At 61.6% G+C, this 16,163-nt stretch carries 13 protein-coding genes; 10 read left to right on the forward strand and 3 right to left on the reverse strand.

Annotated elements, in window-relative coordinates; translation table 11 throughout:
* The first annotated feature begins 116 nt into the window (after positions 1 to 116).
* The 8 genes from mtnA to rpsA all read left to right on the forward strand — a co-directional run bounded on the left by mtnA (position 117) and on the right by rpsA (position 12,422).
* Positions 117 to 1,193, forward strand: coding sequence for an S-methyl-5-thioribose-1-phosphate isomerase (mtnA, locus tag U8L64_RS05695; RefSeq protein ID WP_333394745.1), 1,077 nt, complete (start codon positions 117 to 119; stop codon positions 1,191 to 1,193).
* 151 nt (positions 1,194 to 1,344) lie between these two features.
* Positions 1,345 to 4,152, forward strand: coding sequence for a DNA gyrase subunit A (gene gyrA / locus U8L64_RS05700; protein ID WP_333394747.1), 2,808 nt, complete (start codon positions 1,345 to 1,347; stop codon positions 4,150 to 4,152).
* A 103-nt stretch (positions 4,153 to 4,255) separates the two neighbouring features.
* The gene (gene serC, locus U8L64_RS05705; RefSeq protein WP_054094802.1) at positions 4,256 to 5,341 is read left to right on the forward strand and encodes a 3-phosphoserine/phosphohydroxythreonine transaminase; all 1,086 of its coding nucleotides are present in this window, start codon (positions 4,256 to 4,258) and stop codon (positions 5,339 to 5,341) included.
* Positions 5,341 to 6,438 (forward strand): prephenate dehydratase, encoded by a 1,098-nt coding sequence (pheA, locus tag U8L64_RS05710; RefSeq protein WP_043298526.1) that lies wholly within the window; start codon positions 5,341 to 5,343, stop codon positions 6,436 to 6,438. Before serC ends, pheA begins: the two co-directional genes overlap by 1 nt.
* A gap of 83 nt (positions 6,439 to 6,521) precedes the next feature.
* Positions 6,522 to 7,631 carry a histidinol-phosphate transaminase gene (hisC, locus tag U8L64_RS05715; RefSeq protein ID WP_333394750.1) on the forward strand — a complete coding sequence of 370 codons (1,110 nt, stop codon included), beginning with the start codon at positions 6,522 to 6,524 and terminating at the stop codon, positions 7,629 to 7,631.
* Positions 7,628 to 9,871 carry a bifunctional prephenate dehydrogenase/3-phosphoshikimate 1-carboxyvinyltransferase gene (locus U8L64_RS05720; RefSeq protein WP_333394751.1) on the forward strand — a complete coding sequence of 748 codons (2,244 nt, stop codon included), beginning with the start codon at positions 7,628 to 7,630 and terminating at the stop codon, positions 9,869 to 9,871. The genes hisC and U8L64_RS05720 overlap by 4 nt, the downstream gene beginning before the upstream one ends.
* Positions 9,868 to 10,554: a (d)CMP kinase gene (gene cmk, locus U8L64_RS05725; protein ID WP_054094799.1), complete on the forward strand. Its 687-nt coding sequence runs from the start codon at positions 9,868 to 9,870 to the stop codon at positions 10,552 to 10,554. Before U8L64_RS05720 ends, cmk begins: the two co-directional genes overlap by 4 nt.
* Positions 10,555 to 10,739: 185 nt before the next feature.
* Entirely contained in the window at positions 10,740 to 12,422 is a 1,683-nt protein-coding gene (gene rpsA / locus U8L64_RS05730) for a 30S ribosomal protein S1 (protein ID WP_003289660.1), read from the forward strand.
* Positions 12,423 to 12,500: 78 nt separating this feature from the next.
* On the opposite strand, the gene U8L64_RS05735 is transcribed toward rpsA, so the two are convergent.
* Positions 12,501 to 12,947 (reverse strand): MarR family winged helix-turn-helix transcriptional regulator, encoded by a 447-nt coding sequence (locus tag U8L64_RS05735; RefSeq protein WP_043298534.1) that lies wholly within the window; start codon positions 12,945 to 12,947, stop codon positions 12,501 to 12,503.
* Positions 12,948 to 13,026: 79 nt separating this feature from the next.
* Here U8L64_RS05735 and U8L64_RS05740 point away from each other — a divergent pair, with 79 nt between their 5' ends.
* Together U8L64_RS05740 and U8L64_RS05745 are read left to right on the forward strand one after the other, a co-directional pair.
* Positions 13,027 to 14,193: an aminotransferase-like domain-containing protein gene (locus tag U8L64_RS05740; RefSeq protein ID WP_054094798.1), complete on the forward strand. Its 1,167-nt coding sequence runs from the start codon at positions 13,027 to 13,029 to the stop codon at positions 14,191 to 14,193.
* A gap of 33 nt (positions 14,194 to 14,226) precedes the next feature.
* The gene (locus tag U8L64_RS05745) at positions 14,227 to 14,829 is read left to right on the forward strand and encodes a glutathione S-transferase family protein (RefSeq protein ID WP_043298538.1); all 603 of its coding nucleotides are present in this window, start codon (positions 14,227 to 14,229) and stop codon (positions 14,827 to 14,829) included.
* A gap of 72 nt (positions 14,830 to 14,901) precedes the next feature.
* On the opposite strand, the gene folE is transcribed toward U8L64_RS05745, so the two are convergent.
* On the reverse strand, positions 14,902 to 15,447 hold the full coding sequence (gene folE / locus U8L64_RS05750; RefSeq protein ID WP_043298540.1) for a GTP cyclohydrolase I FolE: 546 nt from the start codon (positions 15,445 to 15,447) through the stop codon (positions 14,902 to 14,904).
* Positions 15,448 to 15,559: 112 nt separating this feature from the next.
* A complete protein-coding gene (locus U8L64_RS05755; protein ID WP_333394757.1) occupies positions 15,560 to 16,120 on the reverse strand; it encodes a Smr/MutS family protein in 561 nt (186 codons plus the stop codon).
* Between the last annotated feature and the right edge of the window lie 43 nt (positions 16,121 to 16,163).

A 16,163-nucleotide genomic window follows, 5' to 3' on the forward strand; every position in this document is an offset into this window, starting at 1 on the left:
GTGAGATGCGGGCCTTTTTTTGCGCATGCGAATGCTGGCGATGTGTTTGCTTTCGAGCCAAGCGAAAGGGCATCGGCGTATAATCGCCCGCTTTTGTCCAGTGCAGAGGGAAGGTCATGCGCGAGCGCTTGCTGGCGACGGAGAAGGTGAAGTCGATCGACTGGTGCGAGGGGCGACTGCGCTTGCTGGACCAGCGCCGCCTACCGATGCAGGAGATCTGGCACACCTGCGATACCGCCGCCGACGTGGCTAGCGCGATCCGCGAGATGGTGGTGCGCGGTGCGCCGGCTATCGGAATCTGCGCCGCCTATGGACTGGCAATGGGGCTGCGCGCGCGCCTTGCCAACGAGGGTGACTGGCGCCTGGCGCTGGAAGAGGATTTCCGCCTGCTGGCCGAGTCGCGTCCGACCGCGGCGAATCTGTTCTGGGCCTTGAGGCAGATGCGCGAGCGGCTGGAACGACTCAAGCCGGGAGAAGACCCGCTGGTAGCGCTCGAAGCTCAGGCCGCTTCGATTCACGCCAGCGATCGCGAAGCCAACCTGACGATGGCGCAGTTCGGCCTGGAGCTGATCCGCAAGCACCGGGGCAGTCCGCAGAATCTGCTCACCCACTGCAATACCGGTGCACTGGCGAGCGGCGGATTCGGCACGGCGCTGGGGGTGATTCGCGCCGCGCATCTCGGCGGCCTGGTGGAGTGTGTCTATGTCGGTGAAACCCGTCCCTGGCTGCAGGGCTCGCGGCTGACCGCCTGGGAGCTGCAGGGCGAAGGTGTCCCGGTGTGCGTGCATGCGGATTCGGCGGCTGCGCACCTGCTCAAAACTCGCGCTATCAGCTGGATCATCGTCGGCGCCGATCGCATTGCCGCCAATGGCGATGTTGCCAACAAGATCGGCACCTACTCGCTGGCGGTCCTGGCCATGCACCACGGTGTGCGCTTCATGGTGGTGGCGTCGACTTCGGCAATCGACCTGACGCTGGAAAGCGGTGATGACATACCGCTGGAGGAGCGTGCCGGTACGGAACTGCTGGAGGTCAACGGCCAGCGCTGTGCTGCGGATGTCGAAACCTTCAACCCGGTCTTCGATATCACGCCGGCCGACCTGATCGACGTGATCGTCACCGAGAAAGGCGTGGTCGAGCGCCCAAGCACCGCAGGTATCGAGGCACTGCTGAGTCATAGGCGGCTGCATTGAATGTCGCTCGCGGCACGACAGTCTTTGATCCGCGTCGCAGGCCATCCGGCATGCTTCTTCGTTACGCCGTCGGCCTCCAGCGACTCCCCGCCTTGTGTTACCATTCCGCGCTTATCGCAGGACCCTGCTGACTAAAAGGAACCAGGCTTCCATGGGCGAACTGGCCAAAGAAATCCTCCCGGTCAATATCGAAGACGAACTCAAGCAGTCCTACCTCGATTACGCCATGAGCGTCATCGTCGGGCGGGCGCTGCCGGATGCGCGCGATGGCTTGAAGCCGGTGCATCGCCGCGTGCTTTTTGCCATGAGTGAGCTGGGCAACGACTGGAACAAGCCGTACAAGAAGTCTGCCCGTGTGGTCGGCGACGTGATCGGTAAATACCACCCACACGGCGATTCGGCGGTCTACGACACCATCGTGCGTATGGCTCAGCCGTTCTCGCTGCGCTACATGCTGGTCGACGGCCAGGGCAACTTCGGTTCGGTCGACGGCGACTCGGCGGCCGCCATGCGTTACACCGAGGTGCGCATGGCGCGCCTGGCGCACGAGCTGCTCGCGGACCTGGACAAGGAAACCGTCGACTGGGTGCCGAACTACGACGGCACCGAGCAGATTCCGGCGGTCATGCCGACCAAAGTCCCGAACCTGTTGGTCAACGGTTCCAGCGGTATCGCCGTGGGCATGGCGACCAACATTCCGCCGCACAACCTCGGCGAGGTCATCGACGGCTGTCTGGCGCTGATCGATAACGCCGACATCAGCATCGATGAGCTGATGCGCTACATTCCCGGTCCGGATTTCCCCACGGCAGGCATCATCAACGGCCGTGCCGGCATCATCGAGGCCTATCGTACCGGCCGTGGGCGCATCTATATCCGCGCGCGCGCCGATATCGAGGACATCGACAAGGTCGGCGGTCGTCAGCAGATCGTCATCACCGAGCTGCCGTATCAGCTGAACAAGGCGCGGCTGATCGAGAAGATCGCCGAGCTGGTGAAAGAGAAGAAGATAGAAGGTATCACCGAGCTGCGTGACGAGTCCGACAAGGACGGCATGCGCGTGGTCATCGAACTGCGTCGCGGCGAAGTGCCGGAGGTAATCCTCAACAACCTCTATGCCCAGACCCAGCTGCAGAGCGTATTCGGCATCAACGTGGTGGCGCTGGTCGATGGTCAGCCGCGCACGCTGAACCTCAAGGAGCTGCTGGAAGCGTTCGTTCGTCACCGCCGCGAAGTCGTCACCCGGCGTACCGTCTACGAACTGCGCAAGGCGCGTGAGCGTGGCCATATTCTCGAAGGCCAGGCGGTCGCGCTGTCCAACATCGATCCGGTCATCGCGCTGATCAAAGCGTCGCCGACGCCGGCCGACGCCAAGGATGCGCTGATTTCCACCGCGTGGGAGTCCAGCGCCGTTGAGGCGATGGTCGAGCGTGCCGGTGCCGATGCGTGCCGCCCGGAGAATCTCGATCCGCAGTACGGACTGCGCGAAGGCAAGTACTTCCTGTCGCCGGAGCAGGCCCAGGCGATTCTCGATCTGCGTCTGCACCGCCTGACCGGGCTCGAGCACGAAAAGCTGCTCAGCGAATACCAGGAAATCCTTGCTCAGATTGGCGAGCTGATCCGCATCCTGACCAACCCCGTGCGGCTGATGGAAGTCATTCGCGAGGAGCTGGAGAACGTCAAGCGCGATTTCGGCGATGCGCGTCGCACCGAGATTCTCGAATCCCGCCTGGACCTGACGCTGGCCGACCTGATCACGGAAGAAGAGCGCGTAGTCACCATTTCCCACGGCGGCTACGCCAAATCACAGCCGCTGGCCGCCTACCAGGCGCAGCGCCGCGGCGGCCGCGGCAAGGCCGCGACCGGGGTGAAGGAAGAGGATTACGTCGAGCACCTGTTGGTCGCCAACAGCCACACCACGCTGTTGCTGTTCTCCAGCAAGGGCAAGGTTTACTGGCTCAAGACCTACGAAATTCCCGAGGCATCGCGCACCTCGCGCGGCCGACCGTTGGTCAACCTGCTGCCGCTCGACGAGGGCGAGCGTATCACCGCCATGCTTCAGGTCGATCTGGAAGCGCTGCGCAAGCAGGCGCCAGAAGGCGACGAGGAGCTGGATGACGAAGCGCTGGTCATCGAGCACGACGAGGCGGATGAAAGCGAGTCGGAAGACGCCGACGATGACGGTCGGGATGAGCCGACCGGCGCCTACATCTTCATGGCGACCGCCAAGGGTACGGTCAAGAAGACGCCGCTGGTGCAGTTCAGCCGGCCTCGTACATCGGGCCTCATCGCACTGAAACTGGAGGACGGCGACACCCTGATTGCCGCCGCCGTGACGGATGGCGCGCGAGAAGTGATGATGTTCTCCGATGGCGGCAAGGTCATCCGTTTCAAGGAAAGCAAGGTTCGCATCATGGGCCGCAACGCCCGCGGTGTGCGCGGTATGCGTCTGCCCGAAGGGCAGCGCATCATCTCGATGCTGATTCCGGAATCGGGTGCGCAGATCCTTACCGCATCCTTGCGTGGCTACGGCAAGCGCACCGCGATGGAAGAGTTTCCACGCCGCGGCCGCGGTGGTCAGGGCGTCATCGCCATGGTCACCAACGAGCGTAACGGTCCGCTGATCGGTGCCGTGCAGGTGCTCGAGGGCGAGGAAATCATGCTGATTTCCGACCAGGGCACGTTGGTGCGCACGCGCGTCGACGAAGTGTCGTCGCTGGGTCGTAACACGCAGGGTGTCACGCTGATCAAGCTCGGCAAGGGTGAGCACCTGGTCGGCCTGGAGCGGGTGCAGGAACCGTCCGAAGAGGAAGTGCTGGAGGACATCGAGGCGCTGCTCGACGAGGAAGCGCTGGAGAAAGAGATGCCCGTGATCAGCACCGAACCGAGTGAAGACGAGTTGCTGGGCGGCGCTGGCGACGTGTCGCCTGATGTCGTGCCTACCGACGACGAGCAGTGATCTGGCGGCAAGCGACCGCTTGAGTGGGTGCCCCTTCGCCACACCTGGCGAAGGGGAGTTGTTCCGAATGGCTGGTTATCAAATTCGATTGAGAGCAAACGACGTGAGCAAACGCGCCTTTAACTTCTGCGCCGGTCCGGCCGCACTTCCGGAAGCTGTCCTGCAACGCGCCCAGGCGGAACTCCTCGACTGGCAGGGCCGCGGCCTGTCGGTGATGGAAATGAGCCATCGCAGTGACGAATACACCGCTATCGCCAGCAAGGCCGAGCAGGATCTGCGCGATCTGCTGGCGATTCCGTCGAATTACAAGGTGCTGTTCCTGCAGGGCGGCGCTAGCCAGCAGTTCGCTGAGATTCCGCTGAATTTGCTGCCCGAAGAGGGCGTCGCCGACTATGTCGACACCGGTATCTGGTCGCGCAAGAGCATGGAAGAGGCGCGTCGTTTCGGTACCGTCAACCTGGCCGCCAGCGCCAAACCCTACGACTATTTCGCGATTCCCGGGCAGAACGAGTGGCAGCTGAGCGACAACGCGGCCTATTTGCATTACGCCAGCAACGAGACCATTGGCGGCCTTCAGTTCGACTGGGTGCCGGACCTGGGTGACACGCCGCTGGTGGTCGACATGTCGTCCGACATTCTGTCGCGACCGATCGATGTGTCGCAGTTCGGCCTGATCTACGCCGGCGCACAGAAGAACATCGGTCCCAGCGGTCTGGTGGTGGTGATCGTGCGCGAAGACCTGCTCGGCCGCGCCCGCTCCAGCTGCCCGACGATGCTTGATTACAAGATCGCGGCGGACAACGGTTCGATGTACAACACCCCGGCGACGTTCTCGTGGTACCTCTCCGGGCTGGTCTTCGAATGGCTGAAGGAGCAGGGCGGCCTGGAGACGATGGAGCAACGCAACCGCGCCAAGCAGGAGCTGCTCTACGGCTTCATCGATTCGAGCGAGTTCTACACCAATCCCATCAGCATCAACGCGCGCTCCTGGATGAACGTGCCGTTCCGCCTGGCTGACGAGCGTCTGGACAAGACCTTCCTCGCCGGTGCGGATGCACGCGGGCTGCTCAACCTCAAGGGCCATCGCTCGGTCGGCGGCATGCGCGCGTCGATTTATAACGCGGTCGGACTGGATGCCGTCGAGGCGCTGGTCGCCTACATGAGCGAGTTCGAGAAGGAGCACGGCTGATGAGCCAGGCCGATCAGCTCAAGGCGTTGCGTGTGCGCATCGACAGCCTCGACGAGAAGATTCTCGAACTGATCAGCGAACGCGCCCGCTGTGCCCAGGAGGTGGCGCGGGTGAAGACCGCCACGCTCGCCGAAGGCGAGCAGGCGGTGTTCTATCGCCCTGAGCGTGAGGCCTGGGTGCTCAAGCACATCATGGAGCTGAACAAGGGTCCTCTGGATAACGAGGAAATTGCCCGCCTGTTCCGCGAAATCATGTCCTCCTGCCTGGCACTGGAGCAGCCGTTACGGGTGGCCTACCTCGGGCCGGAAGGCACATTCTCCCAGGCGGCGGCGCTCAAGCACTTCGGCCACTCGGTGATCAGTACGCCGATGGCGGCCATCGACGAGGTATTCCGCGAGGTGGTTGCCGGTGCGGTGAATTTCGGCGTGGTGCCGGTAGAAAACTCCACTGAAGGCGCCGTCAACCATACGCTGGATAGCTTCCTCGAGCACGACATCGTCATCTGCGGTGAGGTTGAGCTGCGTATCCACCACCATCTGTTGGTGGGCGAGACGACCAAGACCGATCGCATTACCCGTATCTATTCCCACGCCCAGTCACTGGCGCAGTGCCGCAAGTGGCTTGATTCGCATTATCCGAACGTCGAGCGCGTGGCGGTTTCCAGTAACGCCGATGCGGCCAAGCGCGTGAAAAGCGAGTGGAATTCCGCAGCAATCGCCGGCGACATGGCGGCGCAGCTGTATGGCCTGCAGAAGTTGGCCGAGAAGATCGAAGATCGCCCGGACAACTCCACGCGCTTCCTCATCATCGGTAACCAGGAAGTACCGCCGACCGGCGACGACAAGACCTCGATCATCGTATCGATGCGAAACAAGCCGGGGACTTTGCACGAGCTGCTGATGCCATTCCATGCCAATGGCATCGATCTCACCCGTATCGAGACGCGTCCGTCGCGTAGCGGTAAGTGGACGTACGTGTTCTTCATCGACTTCCTCGGCCATCATCAGGATCCGCTGATCAAGGATGTGCTGGAGAAGATCGGGAAGGAGGCGGTGGCACTGAAGGTGCTAGGTTCCTATCCGAAGGCGGTACTTTAAAGGCAGCCGCAGGCTGGCGCTCAAGCCGCATATGGTTCGGCGACGGCTGCTGCCTGCGACTCGAAGCTCGAGGCTTTTTAGCTATGTCCTGTGATTTCCTCGCTCTGGCGCAGCCAGGCGTGCAAAAGCTGTCTCCCTATGTGCCGGGTAAGCCGGTCGATGAACTGGCGCGCGAGTTGAACCTCGATCCGGCGGGTATCGTCAAGCTGGCGAGCAATGAGAACCCGCTCGGTCCGAGCCCTCGTGTGCTGGAAGCCATTCGCAATGAGCTGGCGGAGCTGACCCGCTATCCCGACGGCAATGGTTTCGTGCTCAAGCAGCAACTGGCCCAACACTATGCGCTGCAGATCGATCAGATCACGCTGGGCAACGGTTCCAACGACATACTCGAGCTGGTGGCGCGTGCCTATCTGGCGCCGGGTCTGAACGCGGTGTTCAGCGCGCATGCCTTCGCGGTCTATCCGATCGCGACCCAGGCGGTGGGTGCGCAGGGCAAGGTAGTGCCGGCGCGTGATCACGGCCATGACCTGGATGCCATGCTGGCGGCGATCGACGAAAATACCCGCGTGGTGTTTATCGCCAACCCCAACAACCCAACCGGCACCTGGTTCGATGCCGAGGCGCTCGAGCGTTTCCTTGCGCGCGTACCGGAGGCGGTATTGGTGGTGCTGGACGAGGCCTATATTGAGTATGCCGAGGGCGGCGAGCTGCCGGATGGCCTGGAGTTTCTCGCTGCGCATCCCAATCTGCTGGTATCGAGGACCTTTTCCAAGGCCTATGGGTTGGCGGCGTTGCGCGTGGGCTACGCCGTTTCCTCAGCGCAAATCGCCGATGTGCTCAACCGCGTTCGCCAGCCGTTCAATGTCAACAGTCTGGCCATGGCCGCCGCTTGCGCAGCGCTGGGCGATACGGAGTATCTGGCTGCCAGCCGCGCGGCTAACGCCGCCGGCATGCGCCAGCTGGAAGCGGCGTTCGCCGAGCTCGGCCTGCGCTGGATTCCCTCGAAAGGCAATTTCATTGCCGTCGACTTCGGACGCGACGCGGCGCCGATCAACCATGCTCTCCTGCAGGAGGGTGTGATTGTGCGGCCGTTGGCCGGCTACGGCATGCCGACCTTTCTGCGCGTGTCGATCGGCACCGAGGCGGAGAATGCGCGCTTCATCGAGGCATTGCACAAGGTGCTTGCCCAGTGAGCAAAGCCTCGGCAGCCGTTGCGCGCGAACCCCTCGTTGGTCGGTTGGTGGTCATCGGCCTCGGTCTGATCGGTGGTTCTTTCGCCAAGGGACTGCGGGAGCTGAAACTGTGTCGCGAGGTCGTCGGTTTCGATCTGGACGCCCGTTCCCGCGAGCTGGCGGTCGAACTGGGTGTGGTCGATTACTGTGCCGAAACTCTGGAGCAAGCCTGCGCCGATGCTGATGTGATCCAGCTGGCCGTGCCGATCCTGGCGATGGAAAAGCTGCTGGCGCAACTGGCTAGGCTCGACCTGGGCGATGCGGTGCTCACCGATGTCGGCAGCGCGAAGGGCAACGTCGTGCGCTGTGCACGCGACGTCTTCGGTAGCATGCCCGCTCGTTTCGTCCCTGGGCACCCGATCGCCGGTTCCGAGCAGAGCGGAGTCACCGCCGCGCAGGGTTCGTTGTTCCGCCGACATAAGGTGATACTGACGCCGTTGGCCGACACCGACCCGACCGCCCTGGCACTGGTGCATCGGCTGTGGTCGGCGCTGGGTGCGGATGTCGAGCACATGGAGGTTCGCCACCACGATGAAGTGCTTGCCGCAACCAGCCATCTGCCGCATCTGCTGGCGTTTGGCTTGGTCGACTCGCTGGCCAAGCGCCACGAAAACCTGGAGATATTTCGTTATGCGGCCGGCGGTTTCCGGGATTTCACCCGCATCGCCGGCAGCGACCCGGTGATGTGGCACGACATCTTCCTCGCCAACCGCGAAGCGGTGCTGCACACCCTGGACGATTTTCGTAGCGACCTCGATGCGTTGCGCGCCGCGGTCGATGAAGGAGACGGGCACAAGCTGCTCGGCGTGTTCACTCGCGCCCGCGCCGCCCGGGAACATTTCAGCAAAATACTGGCTCGCAGAGCCTATGTGGACGTTATGCATTCCAATGATCTGATCTTCCTGGCCAATCCGGGCGGCAGCCTGGCGGGACGGCTGCGCGTACCGGGCGACAAGTCGATTTCCCATCGCTCCATCATGCTTGGCTCGCTGGCCGAGGGCACTACCGAGGTGGAAGGCTTCCTAGAGGGCGAGGACGCGTTGGCCACCATCCAGGCCTTTCGGGACATGGGCGTGGTCATCGAAGGGCCGCAGCAAGGTCGCGTGACCGTGCACGGTGTCGGCCTGCATGGCCTGAAGGCCCCGCCGGGGCCGATCTACCTGGGGAATTCCGGCACATCCATGCGCTTGCTGGCCGGCCTGCTCGCCGCACAGCCTTTCGATACCACACTGACCGGCGATGCCTCGCTCTCCAAGCGCCCGATGAATCGCGTTGCCAAGCCGCTACGAGAAATGGGAGCGGTCATCGAGACCGAGGCGGACGGGCGCCCGCCGCTAACGATCCGCGGCGGTCAGCGTCTATCGGGCATGCACTACGAGATGCCGATGGCCAGCGCACAGGTCAAGTCCTGTCTGTTGCTGGCCGGTCTGTATGCGGCCGATCAGACCTCCGTCACCGAACCGGCGCCGACGCGCGATCACACCGAGCGCATGTTGCGCGGCTTCGGCTATCCGGTGGATGTGCAGGGCAGCACCGCACGGGTTGCATCCGGGCACAAACTGCGCGCGACTCACATTGAGGTGCCAGCAGATATTTCCTCGGCAGCTTTCTTCATGGTGGCCGCGAGCATCGCGCCAGGTTCGGACGTGTTGCTTGAGCATGTCGGCATCAACCCGACGCGGACTGGCGTGATCGATATCCTCAAGCTGATGGGTGCCGATATCACGCTGGAGAACCGGCGTGAGGTCGGCGGTGAGCCGGTCGCCGATATCCGCGTGCGGGCCGTCGGGCTCAAGGGCATCGATATTCCCGAGGAGCTGGTGCCGCTGGCGATCGACGAATTCCCAGTGCTGTTCGTGGCTGCGGCCTGCGCACAAGGCCGTACCACGCTACGTGGGGCCGAGGAGCTGCGGGTCAAGGAATCTGACCGCATCCAGGTGATGGCTGACGGTTTGCAGACCCTGGGCGTACAGGCGCAGCCGACGCCCGACGGGATCGTCATCGAAGGCGGCCCGATGGGCGGCGGTGAAGTCTGGGCACATGGCGACCACCGTATCGCCATGTCCTTCAGCGTGGCCGCGCTGCGGGCCAGCGCGCCGATTCGCATTCACGACTGTGCCAACGTCGCCACCTCGTTCCCCAATTTCCTCGCCCTGGCCGAACGCGCCGGAATGCGCGTGCACGCGGAGGGTGGATCATGATTGCTACGGCTCCCGTTATCACGATCGATGGGCCGAGCGGCTCCGGCAAGGGGACGGTCGCGGCGTTGCTGGCCGGCCAGCTCGGTTGGAAATTTCTCGACTCCGGTGCGCTGTATCGGCTGCTGGCGTTTGCCGCGCGCAACCACGGCGTCGATCTGACCAATGAGGAAGCGTTGAAGGTCCTGGCGGCGCACCTCGATGTGCAGTTCGATAGCGCACACGACGGACACGGCATGGTCATCATCCTCGAAGGCGAGGATGTCACTGAATCCATCCGCAACGAACAAGTCGGCGCCGGCGCCTCACAGGTCGCCGCGCTGCCGGCGGTCCGCGAGGCCCTGTTGCAGCGGCAGAAGGCATTCCGCGAAATGCCCGGCCTGGTCGCCGACGGCCGGGACATGGGCACGGTGGTGTTTCCCGACGCGCCGCTCAAGGTTTTCCTTACCGCGAGCGCTGAAGAGCGTGCACGCCGCCGATACCTGCAGTTGAAGGCGCGTGGCGATGATGTTAACCTCGCGAGTCTTCTCGAGGAGATTCGGGCGCGCGATGAGCGCGATACCCAGCGTGCGGTGGCGCCGCTGAAACCGGCAGTCGATGCCATTCAGCTGGATTCCACTACACTTTCCATCGAGCAGGTGCTGCAACAGATTATGGGCGAGGTCGCCAAGCGCGATCTGGCCTGATGAACGGAACGTCGAAAGGCGGTCAGACAGACCGGCGAGACGAGTGATCGCCCCACCGGCTGTTAACAAGGAGGCATGTGGGAGACCAGACCCAGTCCCGCAGGCCTTTTTTTATATGAATGAACCCATATCGTCTGGGATGTGGAGATTGGGCGGATCCTCGCCCGAAAACAGCAGGAATCAACATGAGCGAAAGCTTCGCAGAACTTTTTGAAGAAAGCCTGAAGTCCCTCGACATGCAGCCGGGTGCCATCATCACCGGTCTGGTGGTCGACATCGACGGTGACTGGGTCACTGTCCATGCCGGTCTGAAATCCGAGGGCGTCATCCCGGTCGAGCAGTTCTACAACGAGCAGGGCGAGCTGACCATCAAGGTGGGTGACGAGGTCCACGTTGCTCTTGACGCGGTGGAAGATGGCTTTGGCGAAACCAAGCTGTCCCGTGAAAAGGCCAAGCGCGCGGAATCCTGGATTGTTCTGGAAGCGGCTTTCGCTGCAGAGGAAGTGGTCAAGGGCGTCATCAACGGCAAGGTCAAAGGTGGCTTCACCGTCGACGTCAACGGCATCCGTGCGTTCCTGCCGGGTTCGCTGGTCGATGTCCGCCCGGTGCGCGATACCGCTCACCTGGAAGGCAAAGAGCTGGAATTCAAGGTCATCAAGCTCGACCAGAAGCGCAACAACGTTGTCGTTTCCCGTCGCAGCGTCCTGGAAGCCGAGAACAGCGCCGAGCGCGAAGCTCTGCTGGAATCCCTCCAGGAAGGCCAGCAGGTCAAGGGTATCGTCAAGAACCTCACCGACTACGGTGCGTTCGTTGACCTGGGCGGCGTCGATGGTCTGCTGCACATCACCGACATGGCCTGGAAGCGCATCAAGCATCCGTCCGAGATCGTCAATGTTGGTGACGAGATCGATGTCAAGGTGCTGAAGTTCGACCGCGAGCGCAACCGCGTATCGCTGGGTCTGAAGCAGTTGGGCGAAGATCCGTGGGTTGCCATCAAGGCCCGCTACCCGGAAAACACCCGCGTCATGGCACGCGTCACCAACCTGACCGACTACGGCTGCTTCGCCGAGCTGGAAGAAGGTGTCGAGGGTCTGGTGCACGTGTCCGAAATGGACTGGACCAACAAGAATATCCACCCGTCGAAGGTCGTACAGGTCGGCGACGAAGTGGAAGTCATGGTTCTGGACATCGACGAAGAGCGTCGTCGCATCTCCCTGGGTATCAAGCAGTGCAAGTCCAACCCATGGGAAGACTTCTCCAGCCAGTTCAACAAGGGCGACCGCATCTCCGGCACCATCAAGTCGATCACCGATTTCGGTATCTTCATCGGTCTGGACGGCGGCATCGACGGTCTGGTTCACCTGTCCGACATTTCCTGGAACGAAGCCGGTGAAGAAGCCGTGCGTCGCTTCAAGAAGGGCGACGAGCTGGACACCGTTATCCTGTCGGTCGATCCGGAGCGTGAGCGTATCTCCTTGGGCATCAAGCAGCTGGAAGACGATCCGTTCTCCAACTACGCTGCCGTCAATGACAAGGGCAGCATCGTTCGCGGTACCGTGAAAGAAGTTGACGCCAAAGGCGCCATCATCGATCTGGGCAACGATATCGAAGCGACCCTGAAGGCGTCCGAAATCAGCCGTGACCGCGTTGAAGATGCGCGCAATGTGCTGAAGGAAGGCGACGAAGTCGAAGCCAAGATCATCAGCATCGACCGCAAGTCCCGCGTGATCAGCCTGTCCATCAAGTCCAAAGACGTCGAAGACGAGAAGGATGCGATGAAAGAGCTGCGCACCAAGCAGGAAGTTGAAAGCACCGGCCCGACCACCATTGGTGATCTGATCCGTGCTCAGATGGAAAACCAGAACTAAGTTCAGGCTTTTCGTTGAAAAAAGGGCGACCTCGGTCGCCCTTTTTTATGGCTGTGATTTCGCGATCTACCGACTGGATCAGTGCGCCTTGTGTGAGCGCGCTGCCAGCGCATGATTGACCTGCAGCCAATTCTCCACGGCTTCCGCGCCGATTTCGCTGAACACTTTCTCCAGCAGGCGAACCTGCTCGCGCCGCAGCTGCTGTTCGAGCTTTGCACCCTCGTCGGTGAAGCGCAGCATGCGCTTGCGCTTGTCGTCCTCGGCAGTAAGGCTTTCCACCAGATGCATCTCGACCAACTGGCGCAAGGGCGTGTTAAGCGCCTGCTTGCTCACGCCCAGATAGCCGAGCAGTTCCTTCACGCTGAGTCCTGGGTAACTACCGATGAAAAAGAGAATGCGATGGTGCACGCGTGAGAGACCGCGGCGAGCGAGGATCGCGTCAGGCTTGGCGGTGAAGGCTTGGTAACCCAGAAAGAAGGTTTCCATTATCCGCCGTTGGGTGTTGCTTTTTTTTAGGTCAGTCATATTGACGTATTTATTCTGACGAGAGTAGTTTTGGTCAAGAAGTTTGACTCATTTTGCTTGCCTCCGCATCCGGTGCCCAATGGCCTTCTCCGAACGTATCGACCGCCTGAAAAGCTCTCTCATCCGCGAAATTCTTGCTGCTGCGCAGCGACCTGAAGTCATGTCGTTCGCCGGCGGCCTGCCCGCCGAACCGATGTTGCCGAAAGTCGACTGGGCACAGATGCCGGCCAGCATGGGGCAATACGGCATGAGTGAAGGCGAGCCCATGCTACGTGAGCTGATCGCGGCACAGGCGCGTGAGCTGGGCATTCAATGCGAAGCGAGTCAGGTATTGATCGTCAGCGGTTCCCAGCAGACCCTGGACCTGGCATCGAAGCTGTTCATCGATCCTGGTACCGAGGTGCTGGTCGAAGCGCCGACCTATCTTGCCGCGCTGCAGGCCTTCCAGTTGTTCGGGGCTCACTGTCTGGAGGTGCCACAGGAGACCGATGGTCCTGAATTGGGCGCCTTGCGGCAGCGACTGGAGCAGCACAAGCCGGCGTTCGCCTACCTGATTCCGACCTTTCAGAACCCATCCGCGGTGCGTTATAGCGAGGCCAAGCGGGAGGCAGTGGCCGCGCTGCTCGACGAGTTCGGTGTGACGCTGATCGAGGATGAGCCGTATCGCGAGCTAGTGTTTGACCAGGGTAGCGCTACTCCGATCGTCAGCCGTTTGCGCAGTGCCAGCTGGATCTATACCGGTACGGTGTCGAAGACGCTTCTGCCAGGCTTGCGCGTTGGTTATCTGATTGCCAGTCAGGACCTGTTTCCCTATCTGTTGCGGTTGAAGCAGTCAGCGGACCTGCACACCAATCGTATCGGCCAGTGGCAGGCGTTACAGTGGCTGGGAAGCCAGCACTACAACGAGCATCTGGCCGAGCTCCGTAACTTCTACCGTCTGCGCCGAGATGCGATGCAGGCCGCGCTTGTCGAACACTTTTCTGACCTTGCGACTTGGGAAACGCCGCAGGGTGGCCTGTTCTTCTGGCTGGTTCTCAGGCGGCCACTGGATACCCGCACATTGCTGAAGCCTGCGCTGGAACAGGATGTGGTTTTCATGCCGGGCGAACCGTTTTTCAGTGAGCCGGACCGGCATCCGGGCTATCTGCGGCTGAATTTCAGCCATGTTGCGCCGGAGCGGCTCGGAGAAGGCCTGCGCCGCTTGGCCGGGGTGATACGCAATGCGTTGGCTGCCGAGGCGGCTTGAAAGAGCGCCGTGGTGACTTTAGGGGATGCGAGCATGTACAAGGTTTATGGCGATTATCGTTCGGGCAACTGTTACAAGATCAAGCTGATGCTGCATCTGCTCGATCAGCCGTACGAGTGGGTGCCGGTCAACATCCTGCGCGGGGAGACGCGCTCTGAAGAGTTTCTGAAGAAGAACCCGAACGGCAAGATCCCGGTGCTCGAACTGGAAGATGGCTCGTGCCTGTGGGAATCCAATGCGATCCTGAATTATCTGGCTGAAGGCAGTGAGTTTCTGCCCAGCGATCCGCGCCTGCGCACCCAGGTGTTGCAATGGCAGTTCTTCGAGCAATATAGCCATGAGCCCTTCCTCGCCGTGGCCCGCTACATCAAGGTGTATCTCGGCATGCCGGAGGAGCGCCGCGAAGAGTACGAGGCCAAGCAGTTGGACGGCTATCACGCGCTCAATGTGATGGAGCAGCAGTTGCTGCGCACCCCGTACCTGGTCGGCGATTGCTATTCGATTGCGGATGTCGCGCTCTATGCCTACACACACGTGGCGGAGGAGGGAGGCTTCGATCTTTCAGGCTATCCGGCGATTCGTGCCTGGCTGCAGCGCGTTGCCAGCCATCCCCGGCATGTAGGAATGTTCGACTGATCGATAGAGCCGGATCGGTGAGGCGGTGAGCAGGCAGCCCTGATCGGGCTGCCAATGCGCGGCTGAATAGAGCTACTTGACCAGGCCGAGGAATTCGGCGCGGGTTGCGGCGTTGTTGCGGAACTGCCCGAGCATCACCGAGGTGACCATCGACGAGTTCTGCTTCTCCACGCCGCGCATCATCATGCACATGTGCTGCGCCTCGATTACCACCGCTACGCCAGCGGCATTGGTGACCTGCTGCACAGCTTCGGCGATCTGACGGGTCAGGTTTTCCTGTATCTGCAGGCGGCGCGCATACATGTCGACGATCCGGGCTACCTTCGAAAGCCCCAGCACCTTGCCGTTAGGTAGGTAAGCGACATGAGCCTTGCCAATGAAGGGCAGCATGTGGTGCTCGCATAGCGAATACAGTTCGATGTTCTTCACCAGCACCATTTCACTGTTGTCGGAACTGAACAGCGCGTCGTTGGTGACTTCTTCGAGGGTTTGCTGGTAGCCCTTGCACAGATACTGCATGGCTTTGGCGGCACGCTTGGGTGTGTCGAGCAAGCCTTCGCGGGTAACGTCCTCGCCAAGTTTGGCGAGAATCTGGGTGTACTGTTGTTCCAGGGACATTGAACTACCTGTCAGCTGCATGGGGGCGCAAACGCGAAAGGGTAGGCGGCAGTCGTTCGGCTGGCAAGTGCCAAGCAGGTTACGAATCGGCCATTACCCTGTGGCAATGGCGCTATTCGTCCCGGCCTTCGAGCATTGTGCGCTTGAGCATGACGTAGACCGCACCGGCACCACCGTGGCGAGGTGTGCAGGAGGCGAAGCCCAGCACCTGGGGATGCTGGCGCAGCCAGGTATTGACGTGGCTCTTGATCAGAGGGCGTTTGCCGTCAAGACGCGCCGCTTTGCCGTGCGTGATGCGAACACAACGGATTTCGTACTTGCTGGCTTCGGCGATGAAATCCCAAAGCTGCTCGCGGGCGCGTTCGACCGAAAGACCGTGCAGGTCGAGGCTGCCCTCGAACTGAATCTGTCCCGCCTTCAGTTTGCGCATCTGCGCATCCTGCACACCCGGACGGGCCCAGTAGAGTTCGTCTTCGGCGCCTACGTCGATGACGAACTGATCGGATAGGCCGTCGATGCGCACTTGTTCGACGCTGATCTGTGCGTTGGCGCGGCGTTTGGCGATCTGCTCGCGATTGCCGCGTGGCTTGCCGGTTTCGGCGCGCACATGGGTGATCGGTTTGACGCCCTTCACGGCGGACTTGAACAGGGAAAAATCGTCGTCTTCTTGCATGGGACCTCCTGCAGCGCGCCAGTTTATCCCAGGTTGCGGGACA

This window comes from Pseudomonas sp. FIP_A4, assembly GCF_036701605.1.
Lineage (GTDB): Bacteria > Pseudomonadota > Gammaproteobacteria > Pseudomonadales > Pseudomonadaceae > Stutzerimonas > Stutzerimonas phenolilytica.

What these genes read in the sequence shown, in the direction of transcription:
- pheA (WP_043298526.1), top strand. Translation starts at nt 5,341, where the DNA reads ATGAGCCAGGCCGATCAGCTCAAGGCGTTGCGTGTGCGCATCGACAGC.
- U8L64_RS05740 (WP_054094798.1), top strand. Translation starts at nt 13,027, where the DNA reads ATGGCCTTCTCCGAACGTATCGACCGCCTGAAAAGCTCTCTCATCCGC.
- U8L64_RS05755 (WP_333394757.1), bottom strand. Translation starts at nt 16,120, where the DNA reads ATGCAAGAAGACGACGATTTTTCCCTGTTCAAGTCCGCCGTGAAGGGC.
- gyrA (WP_333394747.1), top strand. Translation starts at nt 1,345, where the DNA reads ATGGGCGAACTGGCCAAAGAAATCCTCCCGGTCAATATCGAAGACGAA.
- rpsA (WP_003289660.1), top strand. Translation starts at nt 10,740, where the DNA reads ATGAGCGAAAGCTTCGCAGAACTTTTTGAAGAAAGCCTGAAGTCCCTC.
- cmk (WP_054094799.1), top strand. Translation starts at nt 9,868, where the DNA reads ATGATTGCTACGGCTCCCGTTATCACGATCGATGGGCCGAGCGGCTCC.
- hisC (WP_333394750.1), top strand. Translation starts at nt 6,522, where the DNA reads ATGTCCTGTGATTTCCTCGCTCTGGCGCAGCCAGGCGTGCAAAAGCTG.
- folE (WP_043298540.1), bottom strand. Translation starts at nt 15,447, where the DNA reads ATGTCCCTGGAACAACAGTACACCCAGATTCTCGCCAAACTTGGCGAG.
- U8L64_RS05735 (WP_043298534.1), bottom strand. Translation starts at nt 12,947, where the DNA reads ATGACTGACCTAAAAAAAAGCAACACCCAACGGCGGATAATGGAAACC.
- U8L64_RS05745 (WP_043298538.1), top strand. Translation starts at nt 14,227, where the DNA reads ATGTACAAGGTTTATGGCGATTATCGTTCGGGCAACTGTTACAAGATC.
- mtnA (WP_333394745.1), top strand. Translation starts at nt 117, where the DNA reads ATGCGCGAGCGCTTGCTGGCGACGGAGAAGGTGAAGTCGATCGACTGG.